General features: G+C 69.8%; 17 protein-coding genes. 5 read left to right on the top strand and 12 right to left on the bottom strand.

Translation table 11 applies throughout. The annotated features are described in order from the left end of the window. From AC3A5T_RS04095 to AC3A5T_RS04075, 5 genes are all read right to left on the bottom strand, one after another. Positions 1–1,320 (bottom strand): peptidylprolyl isomerase, encoded by a 1,320-nt coding sequence (locus AC3A5T_RS04095; protein ID WP_487627490.1) that lies wholly within the window; start codon positions 1,318–1,320, stop codon positions 1–3. After that, positions 1,317–3,785 carry an LPS-assembly protein LptD gene (gene lptD / locus AC3A5T_RS04090; protein WP_487627489.1) on the bottom strand — a complete coding sequence of 823 codons (2,469 nt, stop codon included), beginning with the start codon at positions 3,783–3,785 and terminating at the stop codon, positions 1,317–1,319. Before lptD ends, AC3A5T_RS04095 begins: the two co-directional genes overlap by 4 nt. Positions 3,786–3,920: 135 nt before the next feature. After that, positions 3,921–4,832 (bottom strand): histone deacetylase family protein, encoded by a 912-nt coding sequence (locus AC3A5T_RS04085; RefSeq protein ID WP_487627855.1) that lies wholly within the window; start codon positions 4,830–4,832, stop codon positions 3,921–3,923. A gap of 45 nt (positions 4,833–4,877) precedes the next feature. Further along, the gene (locus AC3A5T_RS04080; RefSeq protein WP_487627488.1) at positions 4,878–5,429 is read right to left on the bottom strand and encodes a cob(I)yrinic acid a,c-diamide adenosyltransferase; all 552 of its coding nucleotides are present in this window, start codon (positions 5,427–5,429) and stop codon (positions 4,878–4,880) included. Between the two features lie 10 nt (positions 5,430–5,439). Continuing rightward, positions 5,440–6,030, bottom strand: coding sequence for a hypothetical protein (locus tag AC3A5T_RS04075; protein ID WP_487627487.1), 591 nt, complete (start codon positions 6,028–6,030; stop codon positions 5,440–5,442). An 89-nt stretch (positions 6,031–6,119) separates the two neighbouring features. Between AC3A5T_RS04075 and ubiH the strand changes: the two genes are divergently transcribed. The 3 genes from ubiH to AC3A5T_RS04060 are packed head-to-tail and all read left to right on the top strand — an operon-like array spanning position 6,120 to position 8,817. Beyond that, on the top strand, positions 6,120–7,343 hold the full coding sequence (ubiH, locus tag AC3A5T_RS04070) for a 2-octaprenyl-6-methoxyphenyl hydroxylase (RefSeq protein WP_487627486.1): 1,224 nt from the start codon (positions 6,120–6,122) through the stop codon (positions 7,341–7,343). Beyond that, positions 7,340–8,518, top strand: coding sequence for an FAD-dependent oxidoreductase (locus AC3A5T_RS04065; protein WP_487627485.1), 1,179 nt, complete (start codon positions 7,340–7,342; stop codon positions 8,516–8,518). The genes ubiH and AC3A5T_RS04065 overlap by 4 nt, the downstream gene beginning before the upstream one ends. After that, positions 8,515–8,817, top strand: coding sequence for a hypothetical protein (locus AC3A5T_RS04060; RefSeq protein WP_487627484.1), 303 nt, complete (start codon positions 8,515–8,517; stop codon positions 8,815–8,817). The genes AC3A5T_RS04065 and AC3A5T_RS04060 overlap by 4 nt, the downstream gene beginning before the upstream one ends. 10 nt (positions 8,818–8,827) lie before the next feature. Here the strand turns inward: AC3A5T_RS04060 and AC3A5T_RS04055 are convergent, their stop codons facing one another. From AC3A5T_RS04055 to AC3A5T_RS04025, 7 genes are all read right to left on the bottom strand, one after another. After that, positions 8,828–9,763, bottom strand: a complete 936-nt coding sequence (locus AC3A5T_RS04055) for a DUF808 domain-containing protein (protein WP_487627483.1) — start codon at positions 9,761–9,763, stop codon at positions 8,828–8,830. 57 nt (positions 9,764–9,820) lie between these two features. After that, positions 9,821–10,162: a hypothetical protein gene (locus AC3A5T_RS04050; protein WP_487627482.1), complete on the bottom strand. Its 342-nt coding sequence runs from the start codon at positions 10,160–10,162 to the stop codon at positions 9,821–9,823. A 20-nt stretch (positions 10,163–10,182) separates the two neighbouring features. After that, entirely contained in the window at positions 10,183–11,232 is a 1,050-nt protein-coding gene (gene rlmM / locus AC3A5T_RS04045; protein WP_487627854.1) for a 23S rRNA (cytidine(2498)-2'-O)-methyltransferase RlmM, read from the bottom strand. A gap of 76 nt (positions 11,233–11,308) precedes the next feature. Then, complete coding sequence (locus AC3A5T_RS04040; RefSeq protein WP_487627481.1) at positions 11,309–11,869, bottom strand: nucleoside deaminase; 561 nt, start codon at positions 11,867–11,869, stop codon at positions 11,309–11,311. Positions 11,870–11,896: 27 nt separating this feature from the next. After that, positions 11,897–12,286, bottom strand: coding sequence for a hypothetical protein (locus tag AC3A5T_RS04035; RefSeq protein WP_487627480.1), 390 nt, complete (start codon positions 12,284–12,286; stop codon positions 11,897–11,899). 10 nt (positions 12,287–12,296) lie between these two features. Further along, complete coding sequence (locus tag AC3A5T_RS04030) at positions 12,297–12,950, bottom strand: hypothetical protein (RefSeq protein WP_487627479.1); 654 nt, start codon at positions 12,948–12,950, stop codon at positions 12,297–12,299. Positions 12,951–13,078: 128 nt separating this feature from the next. Next, entirely contained in the window at positions 13,079–14,842 is a 1,764-nt protein-coding gene (locus tag AC3A5T_RS04025; protein WP_487627478.1) for a glutamine--tRNA ligase/YqeY domain fusion protein, read from the bottom strand. A gap of 263 nt (positions 14,843–15,105) precedes the next feature. Between AC3A5T_RS04025 and AC3A5T_RS04020 the strand changes: the two genes are divergently transcribed. After that, on the top strand, positions 15,106–17,241 hold the full coding sequence (locus tag AC3A5T_RS04020; RefSeq protein WP_487627477.1) for a sensor domain-containing diguanylate cyclase: 2,136 nt from the start codon (positions 15,106–15,108) through the stop codon (positions 17,239–17,241). A gap of 68 nt (positions 17,242–17,309) precedes the next feature. Continuing rightward, the gene (locus AC3A5T_RS04015) at positions 17,310–18,239 is read left to right on the top strand and encodes a DMT family transporter (RefSeq protein WP_487627476.1); all 930 of its coding nucleotides are present in this window, start codon (positions 17,310–17,312) and stop codon (positions 18,237–18,239) included. Positions 18,240–18,270: the final 31 nt, after the last annotated feature.

Below are 18,270 nucleotides of genomic sequence, written 5' to 3'. Positions count from 1 at the left end.
TCAGCCGCCGCTGCCGATCTCGGGATCGCGGTTCGGGCCGACGCGGACGCTGACATAGGCTTCGCCGCGCAGCTCGCGCACGTAGCGGTCCCATTCGTCTTCCAGCTTGCGCTGGCCGATGGCTTCGCGGGCCTGGGCACGCCGGTTGTTGTCGTTGCCGGCCGCCTGGCGCGTGGCCTGGCGCTGGACGATGTGCCAGCCGGCCTGGGTGCGGAAGGGCTCGGAAATGTCGCCGTCGCCGATCGCCGCGACCTGGCCGCCGAAGTCCGGGCCGAACTCGTCCTGGGTGAACCAGCCGAGATCGCCGCCGTTGGCCTTGGTGGCGTTGTCTTCCGAGCTCTCGCGCGCGACTTCGGCGAAGTCGGCACCGCCGACGAGACGGGCACGCAGGCTGTCCGCGCGACCCTTGGCGGCAGCGTCGTTGCCCGGCTCGCTGCGGATCAGGATGTGGCGCGCCTGGTACTCGGTGACCGAACCGGCATCGGCCGACTGCGCGGCTTCGCGGCGATCGACCAGCTGCAGGATCTGGAAGCCGCTCGGGCCCCGGATCGGGCCGATCGTCTGGCCGGGCTGGAGACTGGTCACCGCGGTCGCGAATGCGGCCGGGATTTCATCGGCGCGGCGCCAGCCCAGATCGCCGCCTTCCAGCGCGTTCGGGCTGTCGGAGTAGCGCACGGCGGCGGCGGAGAATTCCATCTCGTTGCGATCGAGCAGCGATTTGATGCCGTCGACCTTCTGCTGGCCGGTCTGGATCTGCTCGGGGGTCGCGCCTTCCGGCAGCGCCACCAGGATGTGCGCCAGACGATACTGCGCGCCGGTCGCCTCGGCCGACAGCGCCGCATCGACTTCCGCGTCGCTGACCGAGATGCGGGTCTGCGCGAAGCGCTGGCGCATGCGCTGGATCATCAGTTCCTCGCGCAGCGACGCGCGGAAGTCGTCGAACGACATGCCGTCGCCCGCCAGCTGCTGGCGCAGCTGATCCATCGTGAAGTTGTTCTGCTGGGCGATCGCGGCGATCGCCTGATCGACTTCCTGGTCGCTGACGCGCACGCCGGTGCGCTGCGCATTCGCGGTCTGCAGGCGCATCGTGATCAGACGCTCCAGCACCTGGCGCTCGAGGATTTCCTGCGGCGGCAGCTGATCCTGGCGGGTGGCGTACTGGCCGCGGATGTTGGCGACGGCGCGCTCGAGTTCGCTGGCGAGGATCACGTCCTCGTCGACGACGGCGGCGATACGGTCCAGCGGCTGGAGGTCCTGCGCGTGCGCAGTCGACGCGAACAGCGCGGCAGCGGCCGCGAGGGAATAGATCAGTGTCTTCATTGGCTCAGGCCGGGGGTCAGGGTCTCATCGTCGTCGCTGTTGCGCAGCTCGGACGGCGGCACGAGATAGAGGTCATCGCGGTAATAACCGAGAATAGCACGGCGCAAACGGTCTTCCGTGTCGGGGCCGGCCGAGCCCAGACCCTTCAGTTCAAGTTCGAACATGATGGCGTTGTTCAGCTCGCCCTGGCGGTTGCGCAGGTAGCGACGGCCGACGACGCGGGCCGCCAGGCAGCAACTATCCCACTGCACGCCGGCCACGGCTTCGAGCAGGCGGTTGTCGGTGAACGAGTAGTAATAGCGGCCGACGAGGCTCCATGCCGGGCTGATCGGATACAGGAACGACAGGTCGGCCTGTTCGATCAGGTCTGCGCGGCGGCGGTAGGCGAAGTTCGCGATGCCTTCGTCGCCGATCAGATAGCGCGTCCGCAGCGACATCAGGTCTTCGCGGCGGAACTTGGGATCCCACTGGTAGCCGGCGCTCACCGTCCAGCGGTCGTTGATCGCGTAGGTTGCGTCGGTGACCCAGGCCGAACGGCCCTGCTCGACCTGCGCTTCGCCGGGAATCGTGACCCGCGAGTCGGAGAGATACACGATCTGGCCGAGGCTGGCCGACAGCTTTTCCTGGCCGTCGGATTCGCGGATCAGGCGCGTGCTGACCGCCATCGTGATCTGGTTCGCATCGGCCTGCCGGTCGGCGCCGGAATACCGGTTGTCACGGAACAACTGGCCCCAGCCGAAGGTCAGCGGCGTGGTGTCGAACAGCGGCAGCGCGGACTGGTCGCGGTACGGCGAGTTCAAATAGAACAGCCGCGGTTCGAGCGTGTGCAGATACTCCTCACCGCGCCAGCTGGTGTTGCGGTCGAAGAACAGGCCGGCGTCGATCGAGCCGATCGGCTGGCTGCGGCTCGGCGAACTGTTGCTGTAGAGCGCCAGGGTGTCGGCGGGCACGGGCTGGTCGCCGGGAATACCGAGCTCGGCGCGCGCGCGCTGCGCGGCGATCTGGTCGGTCAGTGCGCGGTCCAGCGCATAGCTGGTGTGGCGCCAGGCCAGCGTCGGACGCACGAACCACGCCGCGCCCTCGAACGGCAGCGAGATGTACGGCTTCAGGTCGAGACGGCTGCCGCCCGGGCGCGCAGCATCGTCGATGTGCGCGAAGCGCGTCGCGGTGGTGTCGACGCCGGCGTTGATCCAGTCGCCGTACGGGCGCTGCCAGGTGAACGAGGCATGCGGCAGGCGGTTGTAGGGCAGCACGGATTCGGGAAGCGTGTAGTCGGTCAGCAGCTGGTAGTCGCCGAGCACGCTCGCGTTCCAGAAACCGCGGTCGCCCGACGAGCCCTGGCCGAACACGCCGATCTGACTCAGTGCGCTGACCGACGAGATGCCGTCGACGTTGTTGCTGGAGTCTTCCAGATAGCGCGGGTCGCTCATCCAGGTCAGATTGGCGCGGCCCTGCCAGGTCGGATTGATGTCCAGCGAACCGCCGAAGCCGAGAAACGCACGGTCGGCCTTGCGCCGGTTCTCGACGATCGGCACCTGCTCTGCTTCCAGATCGCGCTCGCGGCTCGCGAGTTTGTCGGACGGCAGATAGGCGACGTCCAGCTCGCCGCGCGTGCGGTCGGTCATGAAGCGGAACTCGGTGCCTAGCTGCACGCCGCGCCGGCTCATGAAGCGCGGTTCGAGCGTCATGTCGTAGTTGGGCGCGAGGTTCAGATAGATCGGCTGGGTGTAGTCGAAGCCGTTGCGGCCGGATTGCGAGATGCGCGGGAACAACAGGCCCGACAGACGGCGTTCGTCGATCGGGAACCGGAACCACGGCACGTACAGCACCGGCACCTTGCCCACGCGCAGGGTCGCGTTGCGCGCCGTGCCCATGCCCATGTCGGTGTCGATGTCGATCTGGCCGGCCTTCAGTTCCCACCAGCGGTCGCTGGGCGTGCAGGTCGAATAGGTGGAGCCGAGCAGGGCGCCGACGGTGCCGTCCATGCGGATGTGATCGGCACCGCCGTTGCCGCGGCGTGCGGTCAGCTGGTACTGCACGCTGTCCATGCGGTAGGACTCGGCGATCGTGTCGCCCTCGACGCGGTCGGCCACGACGCGCATGCCGCGGTCCTGGTAGCGCACATTGCCGTCGGCGACGAAGGTGCCGTCGTCCTGCGAAAACTGCAGGTCGTCGGTGCCGAGGAACTGGTCGCCGCGGCGCAGGGTCACGTTGCCGGTGACGTTGCCGGTGAAGTCGCTGTCCACGCCGGCCAGCCCGTCGAAGGCGTCGCCGTCGATGTCGGTGGGCTGGGTTTCGCGCTGCTCGACCGTGCCGACCGGCGCCTGGGCGTCGGTGAAGGCCGGGACGGCGTCCTCGATCGGACACAGCGCCCAGTAATTGGGACGGAGCCTGTCGTCGGCGTTGGCGGACAGCGAAACCGCGATGCAGAACGGAAGGGGAAGCAAGCGGAGGGCTGTGCGCACGGTCGATCCGTTCAGCGGGAAAAACGGGCGCCAGCATGACCGATCCACCGGGCAGCGGCAATGCGGTCCGAAGACATCCTGTTCACCTGCGATATCGGCGATTCCGGGCCGGCTGCGGTGCCGGCTGAAGCGAGGTCAGCCGGCCAGTGCGCGCAGGTGGGCGACACTGCTTTCGCGCAGCGCCTGGAGGTCGTAGCCGCCTTCGAGCATCGAGACGATCCGGCCTTCGCAGTGCCGCTCGGCGATGGCGACGAGTTCGCCGGTCAGCCAGCCGAAATCCTCGGCATCGAGCTGCAGCTGGGCCAGCGGATCGCGCCAGTGCGCGTCGAAGCCGGCCGAGATCATCAGCAGCTGCGGGGCGAAGGCGTCGATCTCGGGCAGCAGGCGTTCGCGCCAGGCCTCGCAGAAGCGCCGGCTGCCGGTGCCCGCTGTCAACGGCAGGTTGACGATGTTGCCGACCCCGCGCTCGTCGCGCCGCCCGGTGTCGGGGAACAGCGGCATCTGGTGCGAGCTGACGTACTGCACGCGCGGTTCGGCCTCGAAGATCGCCTGGGTGCCGTTGCCGTGGTGCACGTCGAAATCGACGATCGAGATCCGGGTCAGGCCGTAGCGGTCCAGCGCATGCGCCGCGGCCACGGCGATGTTGTTGAACAGGCAGAAGCCCATCGCGATGTCGCCAGTCGCGTGATGGCCGGGCGGGCGCACCGCGCAGAACACGCGGCGCTCGCTGCCGCCCTGCACTGCATCCACAGCGGCGACGCCGGCGCCTGCCGCATGGAGCGCGGCCTGGGCCGAGCCGGGCGAGAGCACGGTATCGCTGTCGAGCGGAATGCGCCCGCTCGGCTGCGAATCGAGCACGGTGGCGAGCAGCGCGGCGTCGTGGACGCGCAACAGCTGGCCGCGGGTCGCAGGCGGCGACTGGCGCAGGTCAAGATCGGGGAAGGCGGCGCGCAGCGCCTCGATGACGGCGGCCAGGCGCTCCGGGCGCTCGGCATGACCGGGGCCGGTGTCGTGGTCCAGCAGACTCGGATGCGAGAACACCGGCACCCGCCGCTGGTCACCGCCGCCGAAGCCGACCGGATGGTGCATCGCTCAGCGCCGCCGCTCGTGGTGCCACAACACTTCGCCGTGGCCGCTGGCGCGTGCCAGCACCCGGGCGAGCACGAACAGCAGGTCCGACAGCCGGTTGAGATAGCGCACGGCCTGCGGGCGGACGGCCTCGACCCGCGCCAGCGCCACCGATTCGCGCTCGGCGCGGCGGACGACCGTGCGCGCGATGTGGCAGCGCGCCGCCGCTTCGCCGCCGCCGGGCAGGATGAAATCCTTCAGCGGCGGCAGGTCGTCGTTGTAATGGTCGAGCTGTTGCTCGAGGCGCGCGATGTCCGCGTCCTCGATCGCGGCGTGGCCCGGGATGCACAGTTCGCCTCCCAGATCGAACAGCTGGTGCTGCACGGTCGTCAGCAGGCTGCGGATGTCCTCGGGCACGTCAGCGGCCAGCAGCAGGCCGATCGTCGAGTTCGCCTCGTCGACGGTGCCGTACGCGGCGACGCGCAGGGAATCCTTGCCGACCCGCGCGCCGTCTCCAAGCCCCGTCGAGCCGTCGTCGCCGGTGCGGGTGTAGATCTTCGAAAGACGGTTGCCCATCCGCGCGACGTCAGTCGGCGTGCAGCGGACGCGCGGCAGTTGCCGGCTTCGGAAGCACGCGCGTCAGCAGCACGTGGGCCATCGCGGCGGCGCCGACGTACAACGCGGCGGTGCGCATATAGGGCAGCAGCCAGTCGCTGTAGTTCTTCCACCAGCCGGCGAGCGTGGGATCGGCGACCGAGGCGCTGATCCAGTAGAAGCTGCCTTGCGCCAGCAGATGGCAGACCGCGACCGACACCACGAGCGCGACGACCAGCTGGCCGATCGCGACCGGCGCGGATGCCGACAGATGGCGACGCAGCAGGCCACCGCCGGCCCACAGCGCGAAATACGCCGGCACCAGGCACCAGTAGGCCGGCGACACGCAGTAGTGCTGCCAGAACGACAGGCCCTGGCTGCTGATGACGAACCAGTCCACCGCGACCGCCAGCACCATCAGCGCCGGAAACGCCCAGCGCTGCCAGTTGGCCAGATAGAAGCCGCCGATGAAGAACACCGCCCACGAGGCATCGGGGATCGCGGCGAAATGGTGCAGCCGGGTCGCGGCCATCAGCGCGGCCAGCAGGGCGAAGATCGTGGCGCGGCGGGCGGTGAGGGTCATCGGACAGCTCCGGTGCAACGTCGGGTCGAAGCCGCATTCTAGCGGAGCCGCGGCGCGGGGCGCAGAGGGCGGCGCGTATCATCGCGGCCATGGTCGAAACTCATCCAGCACCGGTGCATCCGGTCCTCATCATCGGCGGCGGTCTGGTCGGCGCCAGTCTCGCGATCGCGCTCGACCGCGCCGGCGTCGCTGCCACGCTGGTCGAGGCCACGCCGCCGGCGTCGATGCCGGCCGTGTTCGACGAGCGCAACCTCAGCTTCGCCGAGGCCACGGTCAATGCATTGACCGCGCTCGGCGTGCTGCAGAAGCTCCGCGCGCCGGGCGGGCCGATCCGCGAGATCCACGTCAGCCGCGCCGGCGATTTCGGCCGGGTGAAGCTGGCCGCGGCCGATTACGGGCGCGAGGCGTTCGGACAGGTCGTCGTCGCACGCGATTTCGGCGAAGCGCTGGAAGCGCGGTTGGCGGAACTGCCGCGGCTGGTGCGGTATCGGCCGGCGCGCTTCGCGGGATTCGACGGCATCGAGGACGGTCTTCGTGTGGTGCGTCTCAGCGGTCCGGACGGCGACATCCGCGTGCGGGCGCAACTGGTCGTCGGCGCCGACGGGGCCGACAGCGCGGTGCGCCAGGCGCTCGGTATCGACGCCGAGACCCACGACTACGCGCAGACCTTGTTCATCGCGCGCCTGCGCGCGGCGCGTGCGCCGGATGGTCGCGCGTTCGAACGCCTGACCGACACCGGCCCGACCGCGCTGCTGCCGCGTGGCGACCGGCACTACGGTCTGGTCCATGGCGTTTCCAGCGACGAAGCCGATGCGGTCGCCGCACTCGACGACGCGGCATTTCTTGCGCGCGTGCAGGCCGCGTTCGGCTGGCGCGCAGGGCGGTTCCTCTCGGTCGGTCCGCGCAGTCGCCACCCGGCGCGGCGCGTGGTCGCGTCGCGTTGCATCGACACGCGCGCCGTGCTGGTCGGCAACGCGGCGCAGAGCCTGCATCCGATCGGTGCCCAGGGCTTCAATCTCGGTCTGCGCGATGCGCTCACCCTGGCCGAAGTCATCGCCGGCGCCGCGGATCCCGGCGCGCCGGCGCTTCTCGAACGTCACGTCGCGCGTCGTCTGGACGATCGCACGCGCACGCTCGCGTTCTCCGATGGCCTCGCACGCATCACCTCCAATTCCGCACGCCTGCTGCGGCCGTTGCGCAGTCTCGGCCTGCTGGCGATCGATCGCGATTCCGCACTGCAGGCCATGCTCGCCGGCGGGGCGATGGGCTATCGCGGCGATGTGCCGGCGCTGTGCCGGGGAGTCGCCGCATGAGCCGCCGCGAGCGACGCGATGTCGTGATCGTCGGTGGCGGCGTGGTTGGCACCGCGTGCGCGCTGGCGCTGGCCGCGCAGGATCTCGACGTGGTGCTGGTGGAGGCGCGCGCGCCCGCCGCGTGGTCGGCGGCGAGTCCCGATCTGCGCGTCTATGCCTTCGCGCACGACAGCGCCGGCCTGCTGCGTTCGGTCGGCGCCTGGGACGACATCCGCGCCGCGCGCGCGCCTCCCTACCGGCGCATGCAGGTCTGGGATGCGGGCGGCGGCAGCGAACTGGTGTTCGACGCCGACCAGCTCGGCATGCGCGAGCTCGGCTGGATCGTCGAGCACGGCCTGCTGGTCGACCGGCTGTGGGCCCGGCTGGCCGCGGCCGGCGTCGACGTACGGGCGCCGGCGCAGGTCGAGGCGCTGGAGCAGGACCGCGACGGCGTGACCCTGCGCCTCGACGCCGGCAGCCGGATCGAGGCGCGTCTGGCGATCGCCGCCGACGGCGCCGCGTCGACGCTGCGCACGCTCGCCGGCATCGGCACCCGCGCGCACGACTACGCGCAGGCCGGCGTGGTCGGCTATGTCGACAGCACCGGGCCGCATCGCGATACCGCGTGGCAGCGTTTCCTGCCGACCGGTCCACTGGCGTTGCTGCCGGTCGAGCAGGGCCGCAGTTCCATCGTCTGGACGCTGCCCGCCGATGAAGCCACGCGCATGCGCGAACTTGATGACGCGGCGTTCTCGGATGCGGTGACGCGTGCGTCCGGCGGCCGGCTCGGCACGCTGACGCCGCTCTCGCCGCGCGCCGCGTTTCCGCTGCGGCGCCTGCTGGCCGATGCGCAGCTGCAAGGCCGCGTGCTGGTGATCGGAGATGCGGCGCATGTCGTGCATCCGCTGGCCGGGCAGGGCGTGAATCTCGGCCTGCGCGACGTGATCGGGCTGGCCGATAGCGTCGCCGACGCGCGTCGTCGCGGCGCGCGCTGGGATGCGCCGCAGCGGCTCGCGCGCTGGGCACGCACGCGACGCAGCGAAAGCGCGGTCGCCGCGCACGCCTTCGAATCGATCAACCGCGCGTACTCGAACGAATCGCTGTTGCCGGTGCTGTTGCGCAGCCACGCGCTCGGCATTGCGCAGGCTGTGCCGCCGCTGCGCAACCTGTTGTGGAAGCGGGCGGCGGGACTTTGAGTCCGGCGTTCCGATTGCTGGTCGCCGCGCTGCTGGCGTGCGCCGCTGCACCGACGTTCGCGATGACCCAGTGCCCGGTCGAATCGGTCAAGCCGGGCTGGTTCGTCGCGCTTGGTTACGGCGTGCTCGCGCTCGCCGCATGTATCGGACTTGCCGCGCCGGTGTTCACTTGGCGGCACATCCGTGCATTGCGACCGGGCGTGCGCGCGCTGTGGCTGCTCGGCGCCTGCGTGGTGATGCTGGGACTGTGGCTCGCCGGCCTGATGATCTGGCTCGGCGCCTTCGTCCTGCCCTGCTGAGCGCGCGCCGTCAGTGCGCGAGCGCGGGCTTGCCGCGCATGCGCCGGATCAGCGCGACGATGCCCACCACGATGCCGCCGGCAACGATGCCGACCACCGCATTGATCACCGTCGGCAACATCGCGCCGAGCACCATGCCGACTTCGGGCAACGCGCCGAGGCCGGTCGCCGCGTCGTCGATCCAGGTCTGCACGTCGTGCACGCCGTGCGTCAGGATGCCGCCGCCGACGAGGAACATCGCCGCGGTGCCGACGATCGCCAGCGTCTTCATCAGCCAGGGCGCGACGCGCAGGATGCCGCGACCGATCGCCTGCGCCGCGCCGGACGCGCGCTTGCTCAGGTACAGGCCGGCGTCGTCGAGTTTGACGATGCCCGCGACGAGGCCGTACACGCCGACCGTCATCAGCGCAGAGATACCGACCAGCACGCCGACCTGGGTCGCGAATGCGGCGCCGGCGACGGTGCCCAGCGTGATCGCGATGATCTCGGCCGACAGGATCAGATCGGTGCGCACGGCGCCGCGGATCTTGTCCCGTTCGAATGCCACCGGATCGACGTCCGCGCCCGCGAGTGCCGCGGTGCGGCCCGGCTTGGCGGCGTCGTCCTCGGCCTTGTGCAGCAGCTTGTGCAGCACTTTCTCGAAGCCTTCGTAGCAGAGGAACAGGCCGCCGGCCATCAGCAGCGGCGTGACCAGCCACGGCAGCCATGCGCTGATCGCCAGCGCCGCCGGCACGAGGATCAGCTTGTTGCGCGCCGACCCTTTCGCGACCGCCCAGACCACCGGCAGTTCACGATCGGCCGTGACGCCGGTGACCTGCTGCGCATTGAGGGCGAGGTCGTCGCCGAGCACGCCGGCGGACTTGCGCGCGGCCACCTTGGTCATCAGGGCCACGTCGTCGAGCACGGTGGCGATATCGTCGAGCAGGGTGAGCAGGCTGGACGCCATGCGGGTCGATCCGGTGGGAGGGCGCGCGCAGTATGCAGCCCGGATGTGGCGGTTGCGTCAGCGCGCGAGCGCCCAGGCCGCGAGGCCGAAAGCCAGCACCGCGACGGTGCAGGCAACCACCGCAAGGACCTGCGCGCGCAGCAGGCGCTGTTCGACACGCGCCGCGCCCAGCTGCAGCACCTCGATGGTCTTCTGCATGTCCGCGGCGAGCTTGCCGATCGAGTCGGCGTTCTGGCTCGCGGCGTCCTGCAGCTCGGTGATCTGCGCGTCGATCACGTCGTTGCGGCGCTGCTGCCCCAGATCGACCAGAGGCGGCGGCGTGCGGGTGAAGATCGGCCGCGCCAGCCGGACGATTTCCGGCAGGTACGGGGCGACGACGGTGATCCAGCCTGCTGCCATGACGCGCTCCGGGGTTCGAATCAGTCGACGCTGGCGTAGACCGTGATCTCTTCGCGGTCGTGGTAGAGCTGACGCGCGCGGATGACCAGGTTGTCGTGCTCGCCGGCGTTGTTGGCGAACAGGTCCAGCGCCAGCAGCGTTTCCTGCCAGCGCTTCTTCATCGGCAGCTTGAGGTTGAACACCGCATTGCGGCACCAGCCTTCGCGGAACCAGGTCGCCATGCGCTCGGCGACCTTGCGCGGCTGTTCGACCATGTCGCAGACCATCCAGTCGACGGCGCCGACGGGCTGGTAGCGGAAGCCATCGACGCGGTGATGGTCGACCAGGCCGGTGTCCATCAGATCGGCCTGCATCGGTCCGTTGTCGACCGCGACCACGCGCATGTGTTCGCGCGTGAGCACCCAGGTCCAGCCGCCGGGCGCGGCGCCCAGGTCCACCGCACGCATGCCGGGTTTGATGCGTGCATTGCGCTCGCGTTCGGTCAGCAGCGCCATGAACGCTTCCTCGAGCTTCAGCGCCGAACGCGACGGCGCATCGGCGTGCGTGCGCAGGCGCGGAATGCCCATCGCCCACGGCGCACTGTCGCCCACCACGGACTGCGCGATGTAGGCGTGCGTGCCCGAGACGAAGAACACGTGCAGTCGCGGGAAGCGCGTCTCGTCCTTCTGGCTCAGGAAGCCGCGCTTGCGCAGCGCCGGACGCAGCGCATTGCCGAAGCTGCGCGCGAGGCCGGCGAGCTGCTTGCCCTCGTCGGATTCGGGATGCTCGACCATCAGTTCGCCGTGGCGGCCACGGCCGGCCAGGACGTCGAAGATCGGCGTGATGCGGTCGGTCGGGTCGAGATCGCGCAGTTCGGCCAGCAGCATCAGCTTCTGGCGCGCGAAGATCAGTTCGCGGAACGGCAGTTCGCTGGTCAGCGACGGGCCGTTGTCGGAATGGAACAGCACGTAGCCGTCGCCGCGCTTGGTCTGCGCATAGCCCGCGACGTGCACGCCGGCCGCGCGCTCGGTGAGCTCGGCGGCGAGATCGGGTTCGAATCCAGGGCGGCAGTAGCAGAGCAGGCCGCTGATCGCATGCAGGGGCGAGGTCATGCCGTCGGCCGGTTCGGCAATGGCGTCGGCGTGATCGGTGTCGATGTCGCTCATGTCAGTACTTCGCCCCGTCGGTTTCGCCGTAGGTACGCAGCACGGCGCGCGCATCGTCACGCAGCAGATCGCGCACGACTTCGATGCCGCGCTGGTTCAGCGCGCCGATCCAGTCTTCGGGCAGCGGGCCTTCGTCGAACGGCGTCAGCGCCTCGACGTCCTGCGAGCGTGCGCCGATCAGGAGCCGGTCGATGCCGGCCCAGACGGTCGCGCCGTAGCACATGCAGCAGGGCTGCGACGACGTCGCCAGCGTGACCGGGCCGCCGCGCTCGTTGAGGCGCGGCGTCTGCAGGCGCTGCTGCGCGAGCATGTAGGCCATCGTTTCGGCGTGCGCGACCGAGCAGCTATGCGGCATCACCCGGTTCACGCCGACGGCGATGATGCGGTCGTCGCTGCCGAACACGGCGGCGCCGAACGGGCCACCGCTCTGCGCCTCGATGTTCATCCGCGAGAGATCGATCGCGAGCGCGACCTTGGCGTCATCGCCGACGTAGGCGCGCGACACGTCGACGTGTTCGTGCACCCACGCGGGCAGGGTCAGGTGGACCTGGGCATACAGCATTGGACATTCCGGAAAAGAAGCGGGGGATCAGCGCAGCAGGCTGCCCGGCGCGGGCGCCTCGCAGCGCGAGTTGACGCAGGCGCAGGACTGGATCTCGACGAAGCCGCAGACCCCGGCGATACCCCGGCGTGCGCAGTCGGCCTGCACCGCCTGCGGATCGACCTGCGCGTTCGCATTGACGCAGGCCGGCTGGTAGCCGCAGCAGCTGCCGACGTTCTTCACCGCGCAATCGCTGTCGACGCGGCAGCTGGTGTCGAGATCCGGCACGCCCGACGGCGCGACGGGCCGATCGATGACCGGCGCACCTGCGGGCGGCGCGGCCTCGGCGACCGGCGGTGCAGGCGCCGCACATGCCGCCAGCACCAGCAACAGCAGGGCGGGCAACAGGCGGAACGACAGGGCGCGCAGGCGGGTCATGCCGGGGATGTTACCGCTCCAGCGCATCCAGCGTGTCGAGCGCCCGCCGGAACCGGACGTGGTCGGGCGCATCGGCGTCGGGGTGCTGCGACAGGTACGTCCGCAGCGCCATCCGATATTCGGCGATGAAGGCCGGATTGGTCGGGCTGGCGTCGTACTGGCGCCGTGCGCGCATTACCGCCTGCACGTCCTCGCGGCGTTGCAGGTCTCGTCCGTGTTCGGACGCGTCGGTCAGGATCACCACATTGCGCGCGAAGCCGGGCACGTACTTGACCTCGAAGCGCTGGCCCAGCGCCGGAATCTGGATCGCGTTGCGCAGCGGATACAGCGTCGCCGACATGGTGTCGAATCCGAATGCCACGTCGCGTCCGTCTGCAGTGCACAGCACGCCCTCGTACGTCCAGACGTAGGTGTCGTTGAGCTTGGAGCTGGTCTGGCGCGCGTCGATCAGTACGGCGGTGCCGCGCGTACCGACCGCGTTGAGAAAGACGGCATTGATGAACTGCATGCAGAACATCGCGAACATCCACGCGAGGAAGGTGGCGATGCCCCAGCCTGCGTTGCGACGCCAGATCGTCATGCCGATGCCAAACGCCAGATACACCGGAATCATCCAGAACGGATGCTGGTTCAGCAGATACAGCAGCATCGAGATCAACGTCATCGGCGAGGCGTCCTGTCCGTCGGTGCGGTTCTGCGTTGCGCGAGCGCGCGGAGCGTGACCTGCGATCCGCAATGCACCCGGGCGACCTGTTGATCAGCCCGCACGGGATGCAGGGTGTTCCAGTGGCCTCAACCGCCGGCCTTGTCCGCCGCCCAGGTATCGCGCAGGGTCACGCTGCGGTTGAACACCGGCCTGGCGGCCGTGTGGTCGACGCGGTCGGCGACGAAGTAGCCCAGACGCTCGAACTGGAACGACTGCTCGGGCGCGGCGGATGCTGCGGCCGGCTCGACGTAGCCGGTCACGCTGCGCTTGGACTCGGGGTTCAGATGGTCGCGGTAGGTCTTGCCGGTCGACTCGTCGTCCGGCTTTTCGACCACGAACAGCCGGTCGTAAAGACGGACTTCGGCTTCGACCGCATGCGCCGCACTGACCCAGTGGATCGTGCCCTTGATCTTGCGGTTGGCGCCTTCCATGCCGGGACGCGACTCGGGATCGAGCGTGCCGCGCAGTTCGACGATCGCGCCGCTGTCATTCTTGATCACCTCGTCGCAGCGCACGATGCCGGCGCCGCGCAGGCGCACTTCGCCGCCCGGGATCAATCGCTTCCAGCCCTTGGGCGGCACTTCGGCGAAATCGTCGTGCTCGATCCACAGCTGGCGCGAGAACGGCACCTCGCGCACGCCCTGCGCCTCGTCCTTCGGGTGGTTCGGGAAGCTCAGGGTTTCGGCGTGGCCTTCGGGCAGGTTGGTCAGCACCAGCTTGAGCGGATTGATCACCGCCATGCGGCGCGGCGCGCGGGCGTCGAGATCGTCGCGCAGCGCGCCTTCGAGCACCGAGAAATCGATGACCGAGTTCTGCTTGCTGATACCGACGCGGTCGACCAGCAGACGCAGGCTCGCGGGCGTGTAGCCGCGGCGGCGCAGGCCCTGCAGCGTGTACATGCGCGGATCGTCCCAGCCGTCGACCAGGCCTTCGCCGACCAGTTGGGTCAGCTTGCGCTTGCTCATCACCGTGTAGTTGATGTTGAGGCGCGAGAACTCGATCTGGCGCGGCTTCGCGGCCACGACCGGCAGCCCGCGCTCGCTCAACGAGGCCAGCAGCTCCGGATTGCCGGCCAGGTCGACGCGGTCCACCACCCAGTCGTACAGCGGGCGGTGATCCTCGAACTCCAGCGTGCACAGCGAATGGGTGATGCCCTCGATCGAATCGCCCAGCGCGTGGGCGAAGTCGTACATCGGATAGATTGGCCAGGCACCGCCGGTGTTCTGGTGGGCGACCTGCTTGATCCGGTACAGCGCCGGGTCGCGCAGGTTCATGTTGCCGCTGCTCATGTCGATCTTCGCGCGCAGCGTGCGCGTGCCATCGGCGAATTCGCCCGCACGCATCCGCGCGAACAGGTCGAGGTTCTCGTCGACGCTGCGATCGCGGAACGGCGAGTTGCGGCCGGGCTCGATCAGGGTTCCGCGGTACTCGCGGATCTGCTCGGCGGTGAGATCGCAGACGAAGGCGTCGCCCTGTTCGATCAGCTTCCGGGCGGCGCGGTAATAGACCTCGAAGTAGTCCGAGGCGTGGCGCAGCTCGGCCCACTCGAAGCCCAGCCAGCGCACGTCGTCCTCGATCGCGCGGACGAACTCGAGATCTTCCTTCTCCGGGTTCGTGTCGTCGAAGCGCAGGTTGCAGCGGCCGTCGAACTCGGCGGCGATGCCGAAGTCGAGGCAGATCGCCTTGGCGTGACCGATGTGCAGGTAGCCGTTGGGCTCGGGCGGGAAGCGCGTGCGCACCGTGGCGTGCTTGCCGCTGGCCAGATCCTCGCGGACGATCTGCCGGATGAAGTCCTGGCGTGCCGGGACGGCGGGATCGGTCGGGGGAGCGGCGGATTCGGCGGAAGACATGGAGGCTCGGACGGCGGCTGCGGGAGAGCCGTGCAGTGTAGCGGACGGTCCACATGCGACGCGCCAGCGCCGGGCGTGACGGCGTGGTCGCGATTTCTGTGATGGGCTCCTGCCATAATTCCGTGACGACGGTACGGAAACCGTGGCACGCGAGTTGCGATGGAGCAGGGGACACCAAGGGGGCGGCGCATGCGCGATCCGGCGCATCGGGGCATCGGAGACATCCAGACACGACTGCGTGCGGTCGACGGGCGGGCTTACCGATGGAGGTAACCGCGTCGCGTGCGATGCCCGGCCACGGCTGGGTGCTGACGGCATGCCTGCTGCTCCTGATGGGCCTGTTCGCGGCGCTGGTGTCCGCCACCCAGCTGCGACCGGGCGAGACCCGCCCGATCGAGGTCGGGACGCCCTCCGATGGCGTGGTCGAGCTGCGCTTCGAACTGCCGGCCGAGGCGACGACGCGCTGGGCGCTGTGGTTCCCGCGCGAGCCGGTGAACCGGCTGCAACTGGTCGCCGCCGATGGCTGGCGCAGCGAGGCGCTCGACTTCTTCAGCGTGGGCGCCGACGAGGGCATCCTGCCGGCCGGCTACGCGTTCCTGCTGCCGCGCAACGCGCAGGGTCCGATGGTGATCGAGGCCGAGATCGATGGCGGCCTGCACGGGAGCCTGCGTCCGGTGCTGGCACAGGCGACCGACATCCGCCGGGTCGAACGCTCGGGCGTCGCGCTGGCAGGCGCCGTCTATGGCGGTCTGCTGACCCTGGCCGCGCTTGCGCTCGCTCTGGCCTATGCCTCGCGTGACCGGCTGTTCATCGGTCTGTTCGGTTTCACCGTCGCGCTTGTGCTGCTGCTGCAGGCGATGAACGGTCATCTGTACGGGCTGCCGGGCGTGCGGTTCTTCGGCCTCTGGCAGCTGCAGGGCCTGTCAGCGCTGACGCTGGTGCACGCGGCCGCCGCGCTGTGGCTGATCGAGGCCTACACGATGCGCGGGCGCCGCTATCGCCATGCGCGCCTGGTGCGCGGCGTCGGTATCGGGCTGATCGCGCTGGCAGCGCTGTTCCTGCTCAATCTGCCGTGGCTGGCGCAGGTCTCCCAGGCGCTGAGCGCCGTCGGCTGGACGCTCGCCGGCATCGCCGTCTTCGGCATGCTGGCCGACGCGGCGCGGCGCGGGGTCTCCATGGCCTGGGGGCTGACGGTGGCGACCGCATTGATGGTGCTGACCGGCGTGTGGGTCGCGCTGGCGCGGCACGGTCTGGCGCCCGAGGGCCCGCTGCTGCATTACGGCTACCAGGGCGCCGCGGTGGCCTTCGCGCTGCTGCTCGCACTCGCGCTGACCCATCGCATCGGCGACTACCGCGACCAGCGCGACCAGGACCGGCTCGCCCGCCAGGACACCGAGCGCAAGATGCGTCGCGAGGCCGCGCGCGCGGATCTGTCGACCGCGCTGCAGACCCAGCTCAACGGGCTCGATCCGGGCGAGATTCCGTGGCAGGGCTTCCGCCTGCTGATGGACCACCTGCTGCCGCTCGTGCCCACCCAGTCCTGCATCGCGGTGTTGCGCGGCTACCAGGGCCGCGACCATCTGCTGGTCGAGCCGTCGGATGCATTGCCGTCGGTCGAACACGAGGTCAACCGGCGCGGGCTGATCCTGCGCCGGCAGGCGACCGCCGGTCTGGCCCTGCAGCAGCCGGTGCGTCCGTCCGCGGGCGGACCGGTCGTGGCCATGGAAGCGCTGATTCCGTTCCAAGTGCGCGCACCGGGCTGGGGCGTGCTGCTGCTGCGCCGCGCCGGCGGCGAAGGCTTCACGACCGACGAGATGTCGGTGATCGGCGAACTCGCGCGCGTGGTGCAACTGCACGTCGACCAGGCCGCGGCCGCGGTCAAGCTGCGCCGTTCGGCGGAGATCGACGCGCTGACCGGCACGATGAACCGCCGCACGATCGACGTCTGGATCGAACGCACCTTCGCCGAAGCCGAGCGCAGCGGCCGGCCGGTCTCTGTCCTGTTCATCGATCTCGACCACTTCAAGTCGGTCAACGACCGCTTCGGGCATGCCTGCGGCGACGAATGCCTGCGCGAAGTGTCGACCGCGCTGCGCAGCGTGCTGTCGGAGGCCGACATGTTCGGGCGCTACGGTGGCGAGGAATTCATCGCGGTGCTGCCGGGCCGCGACGGCGCCGAGGCACGCGCGCTCGGCGAGCGCATGCGCACCGCGGTCGAGAACTGCGAAGTCCGCCATGAAGGCCAGCGCGTGCGGCTGACGGTGAGCATCGGCATCGCCACGCGGCAGCGCGGCGAAGACGAGCCGGCGGCGGCGATCGCCCGCGCCGACAAGGCGCTGTACGCGGCCAAGCGCCAGGGCCGCAACTGCGTGCAGGTGGCGCCCGCCGTCTTCAGTTGAGGGCTGCCGCAGCTGAAGACCGCCGCGCGCCGCTGCTACGCTGCGCGTCCCCCACGCGAGGTCCTGCGATGCACGACACCCCGGCCGGTCGCGCCGCCCTTGCGTGGATGCTGACCGGCGCCGCATTGATCGGCACCAATGGCCTGATGGTGCGTCTGGCGGGCACGCCGCCGACGGTCTCGGCCTTCTACCGGATGCTGTTCGCCGGCGTGCTGCTGGCGCTGTTCGTGCATCTGCGCCGCGACTGGCGCCCGCTGCCGCGACGCATGTGGTGGCTGGCACTGCTGCCGGCCACCGCGTTCGCCGCCGACCTGTGGCTGTGGCACCGGAGCATCCTGCTGATCGGCCCCGGCCTGGCGACGCTGCTCGCGAATGCGCAGGTGTTCTTCATGGCGCTGGCCGGCGTGCTGCTGTTCGGCGAGCGCGTCGGCCTGCGGTTCGTGGCCGGCATCGCGCTGGCGTTCTTCGGCCTGTGGCTGATGCTCGGCGCGGACTGGGCGACGCTGCCGGCCGACTACCGCTGGGGCGTGTGGCTCGGGCTTGCGACCGGGCTGTGCTACGCGGTCTACAACATCGGTCTGCGTCACGTGCAGCGCGCCGGCAACATCGGCGCGTCGAGCGCAGCCGTTTCCGCACCGGTGGCCCAGGTGCTGGCGATGGTATCGCTGCTGTGCGCGGGACTGCTGGGGCTGGCCGGCGTCGCCGAAGGCGTGTCGTTCGCGATTCCGACCTGGCAGGCGCTGGGCTGGTTGCTGCTGCTCGCCGCGCTCGGCCATTGCCTGAGCTGGATCCTGATCTCGCGTGCGATGCAGCACCTCTCGGTCGCACTCGTCGGCCTGCTGCTGCTCGTGCAGCCGGTCTGCGCGTTCCTGCTCGACATCCTCGTGCTGCAACGCGAGACCCTGCCGCGCGAATGGCTGGGTCTGGCTTTCACGCTGGCCGGTATCTTCCTCGCGAGCCTGAAGAGGCGCACGCGTATGCCGCAGCAGCAAGTCTGAAGCCCTTGGAAGCGGGCCCGCGCGCCCGCAT

Source organism: Luteimonas sp. Soil_C_16, from assembly GCF_057657295.1.
The sequence above is the reverse complement of the archived record's forward strand: the minus strand, read 5'-3'. Positions and strand labels throughout refer to the sequence as shown.

What these genes read in the sequence shown, in the direction of transcription:
- AC3A5T_RS04055 (WP_487627483.1), bottom strand. Translation starts at nt 9,763, where the DNA reads ATGGCGTCCAGCCTGCTCACCCTGCTCGACGATATCGCCACCGTGCTC.
- AC3A5T_RS04050 (WP_487627482.1), bottom strand. Translation starts at nt 10,162, where the DNA reads ATGGCAGCAGGCTGGATCACCGTCGTCGCCCCGTACCTGCCGGAAATC.
- AC3A5T_RS04040 (WP_487627481.1), bottom strand. Translation starts at nt 11,869, where the DNA reads ATGCTGTATGCCCAGGTCCACCTGACCCTGCCCGCGTGGGTGCACGAA.
- AC3A5T_RS04030 (WP_487627479.1), bottom strand. Translation starts at nt 12,950, where the DNA reads ATGACGTTGATCTCGATGCTGCTGTATCTGCTGAACCAGCATCCGTTC.
- AC3A5T_RS04025 (WP_487627478.1), bottom strand. Translation starts at nt 14,842, where the DNA reads ATGTCTTCCGCCGAATCCGCCGCTCCCCCGACCGATCCCGCCGTCCCG.
- ubiH (WP_487627486.1), top strand. Translation starts at nt 6,120, where the DNA reads ATGGTCGAAACTCATCCAGCACCGGTGCATCCGGTCCTCATCATCGGC.
- AC3A5T_RS04065 (WP_487627485.1), top strand. Translation starts at nt 7,340, where the DNA reads ATGAGCCGCCGCGAGCGACGCGATGTCGTGATCGTCGGTGGCGGCGTG.
- AC3A5T_RS04080 (WP_487627488.1), bottom strand. Translation starts at nt 5,429, where the DNA reads ATGGGCAACCGTCTTTCGAAGATCTACACCCGCACCGGCGACGACGGC.
- AC3A5T_RS04035 (WP_487627480.1), bottom strand. Translation starts at nt 12,286, where the DNA reads ATGACCCGCCTGCGCGCCCTGTCGTTCCGCCTGTTGCCCGCCCTGCTG.
- AC3A5T_RS04095 (WP_487627490.1), bottom strand. Translation starts at nt 1,320, where the DNA reads ATGAAGACACTGATCTATTCCCTCGCGGCCGCTGCCGCGCTGTTCGCG.
- AC3A5T_RS04020 (WP_487627477.1), top strand. Translation starts at nt 15,106, where the DNA reads ATGGAGGTAACCGCGTCGCGTGCGATGCCCGGCCACGGCTGGGTGCTG.
- AC3A5T_RS04015 (WP_487627476.1), top strand. Translation starts at nt 17,310, where the DNA reads ATGCACGACACCCCGGCCGGTCGCGCCGCCCTTGCGTGGATGCTGACC.
- AC3A5T_RS04075 (WP_487627487.1), bottom strand. Translation starts at nt 6,030, where the DNA reads ATGACCCTCACCGCCCGCCGCGCCACGATCTTCGCCCTGCTGGCCGCG.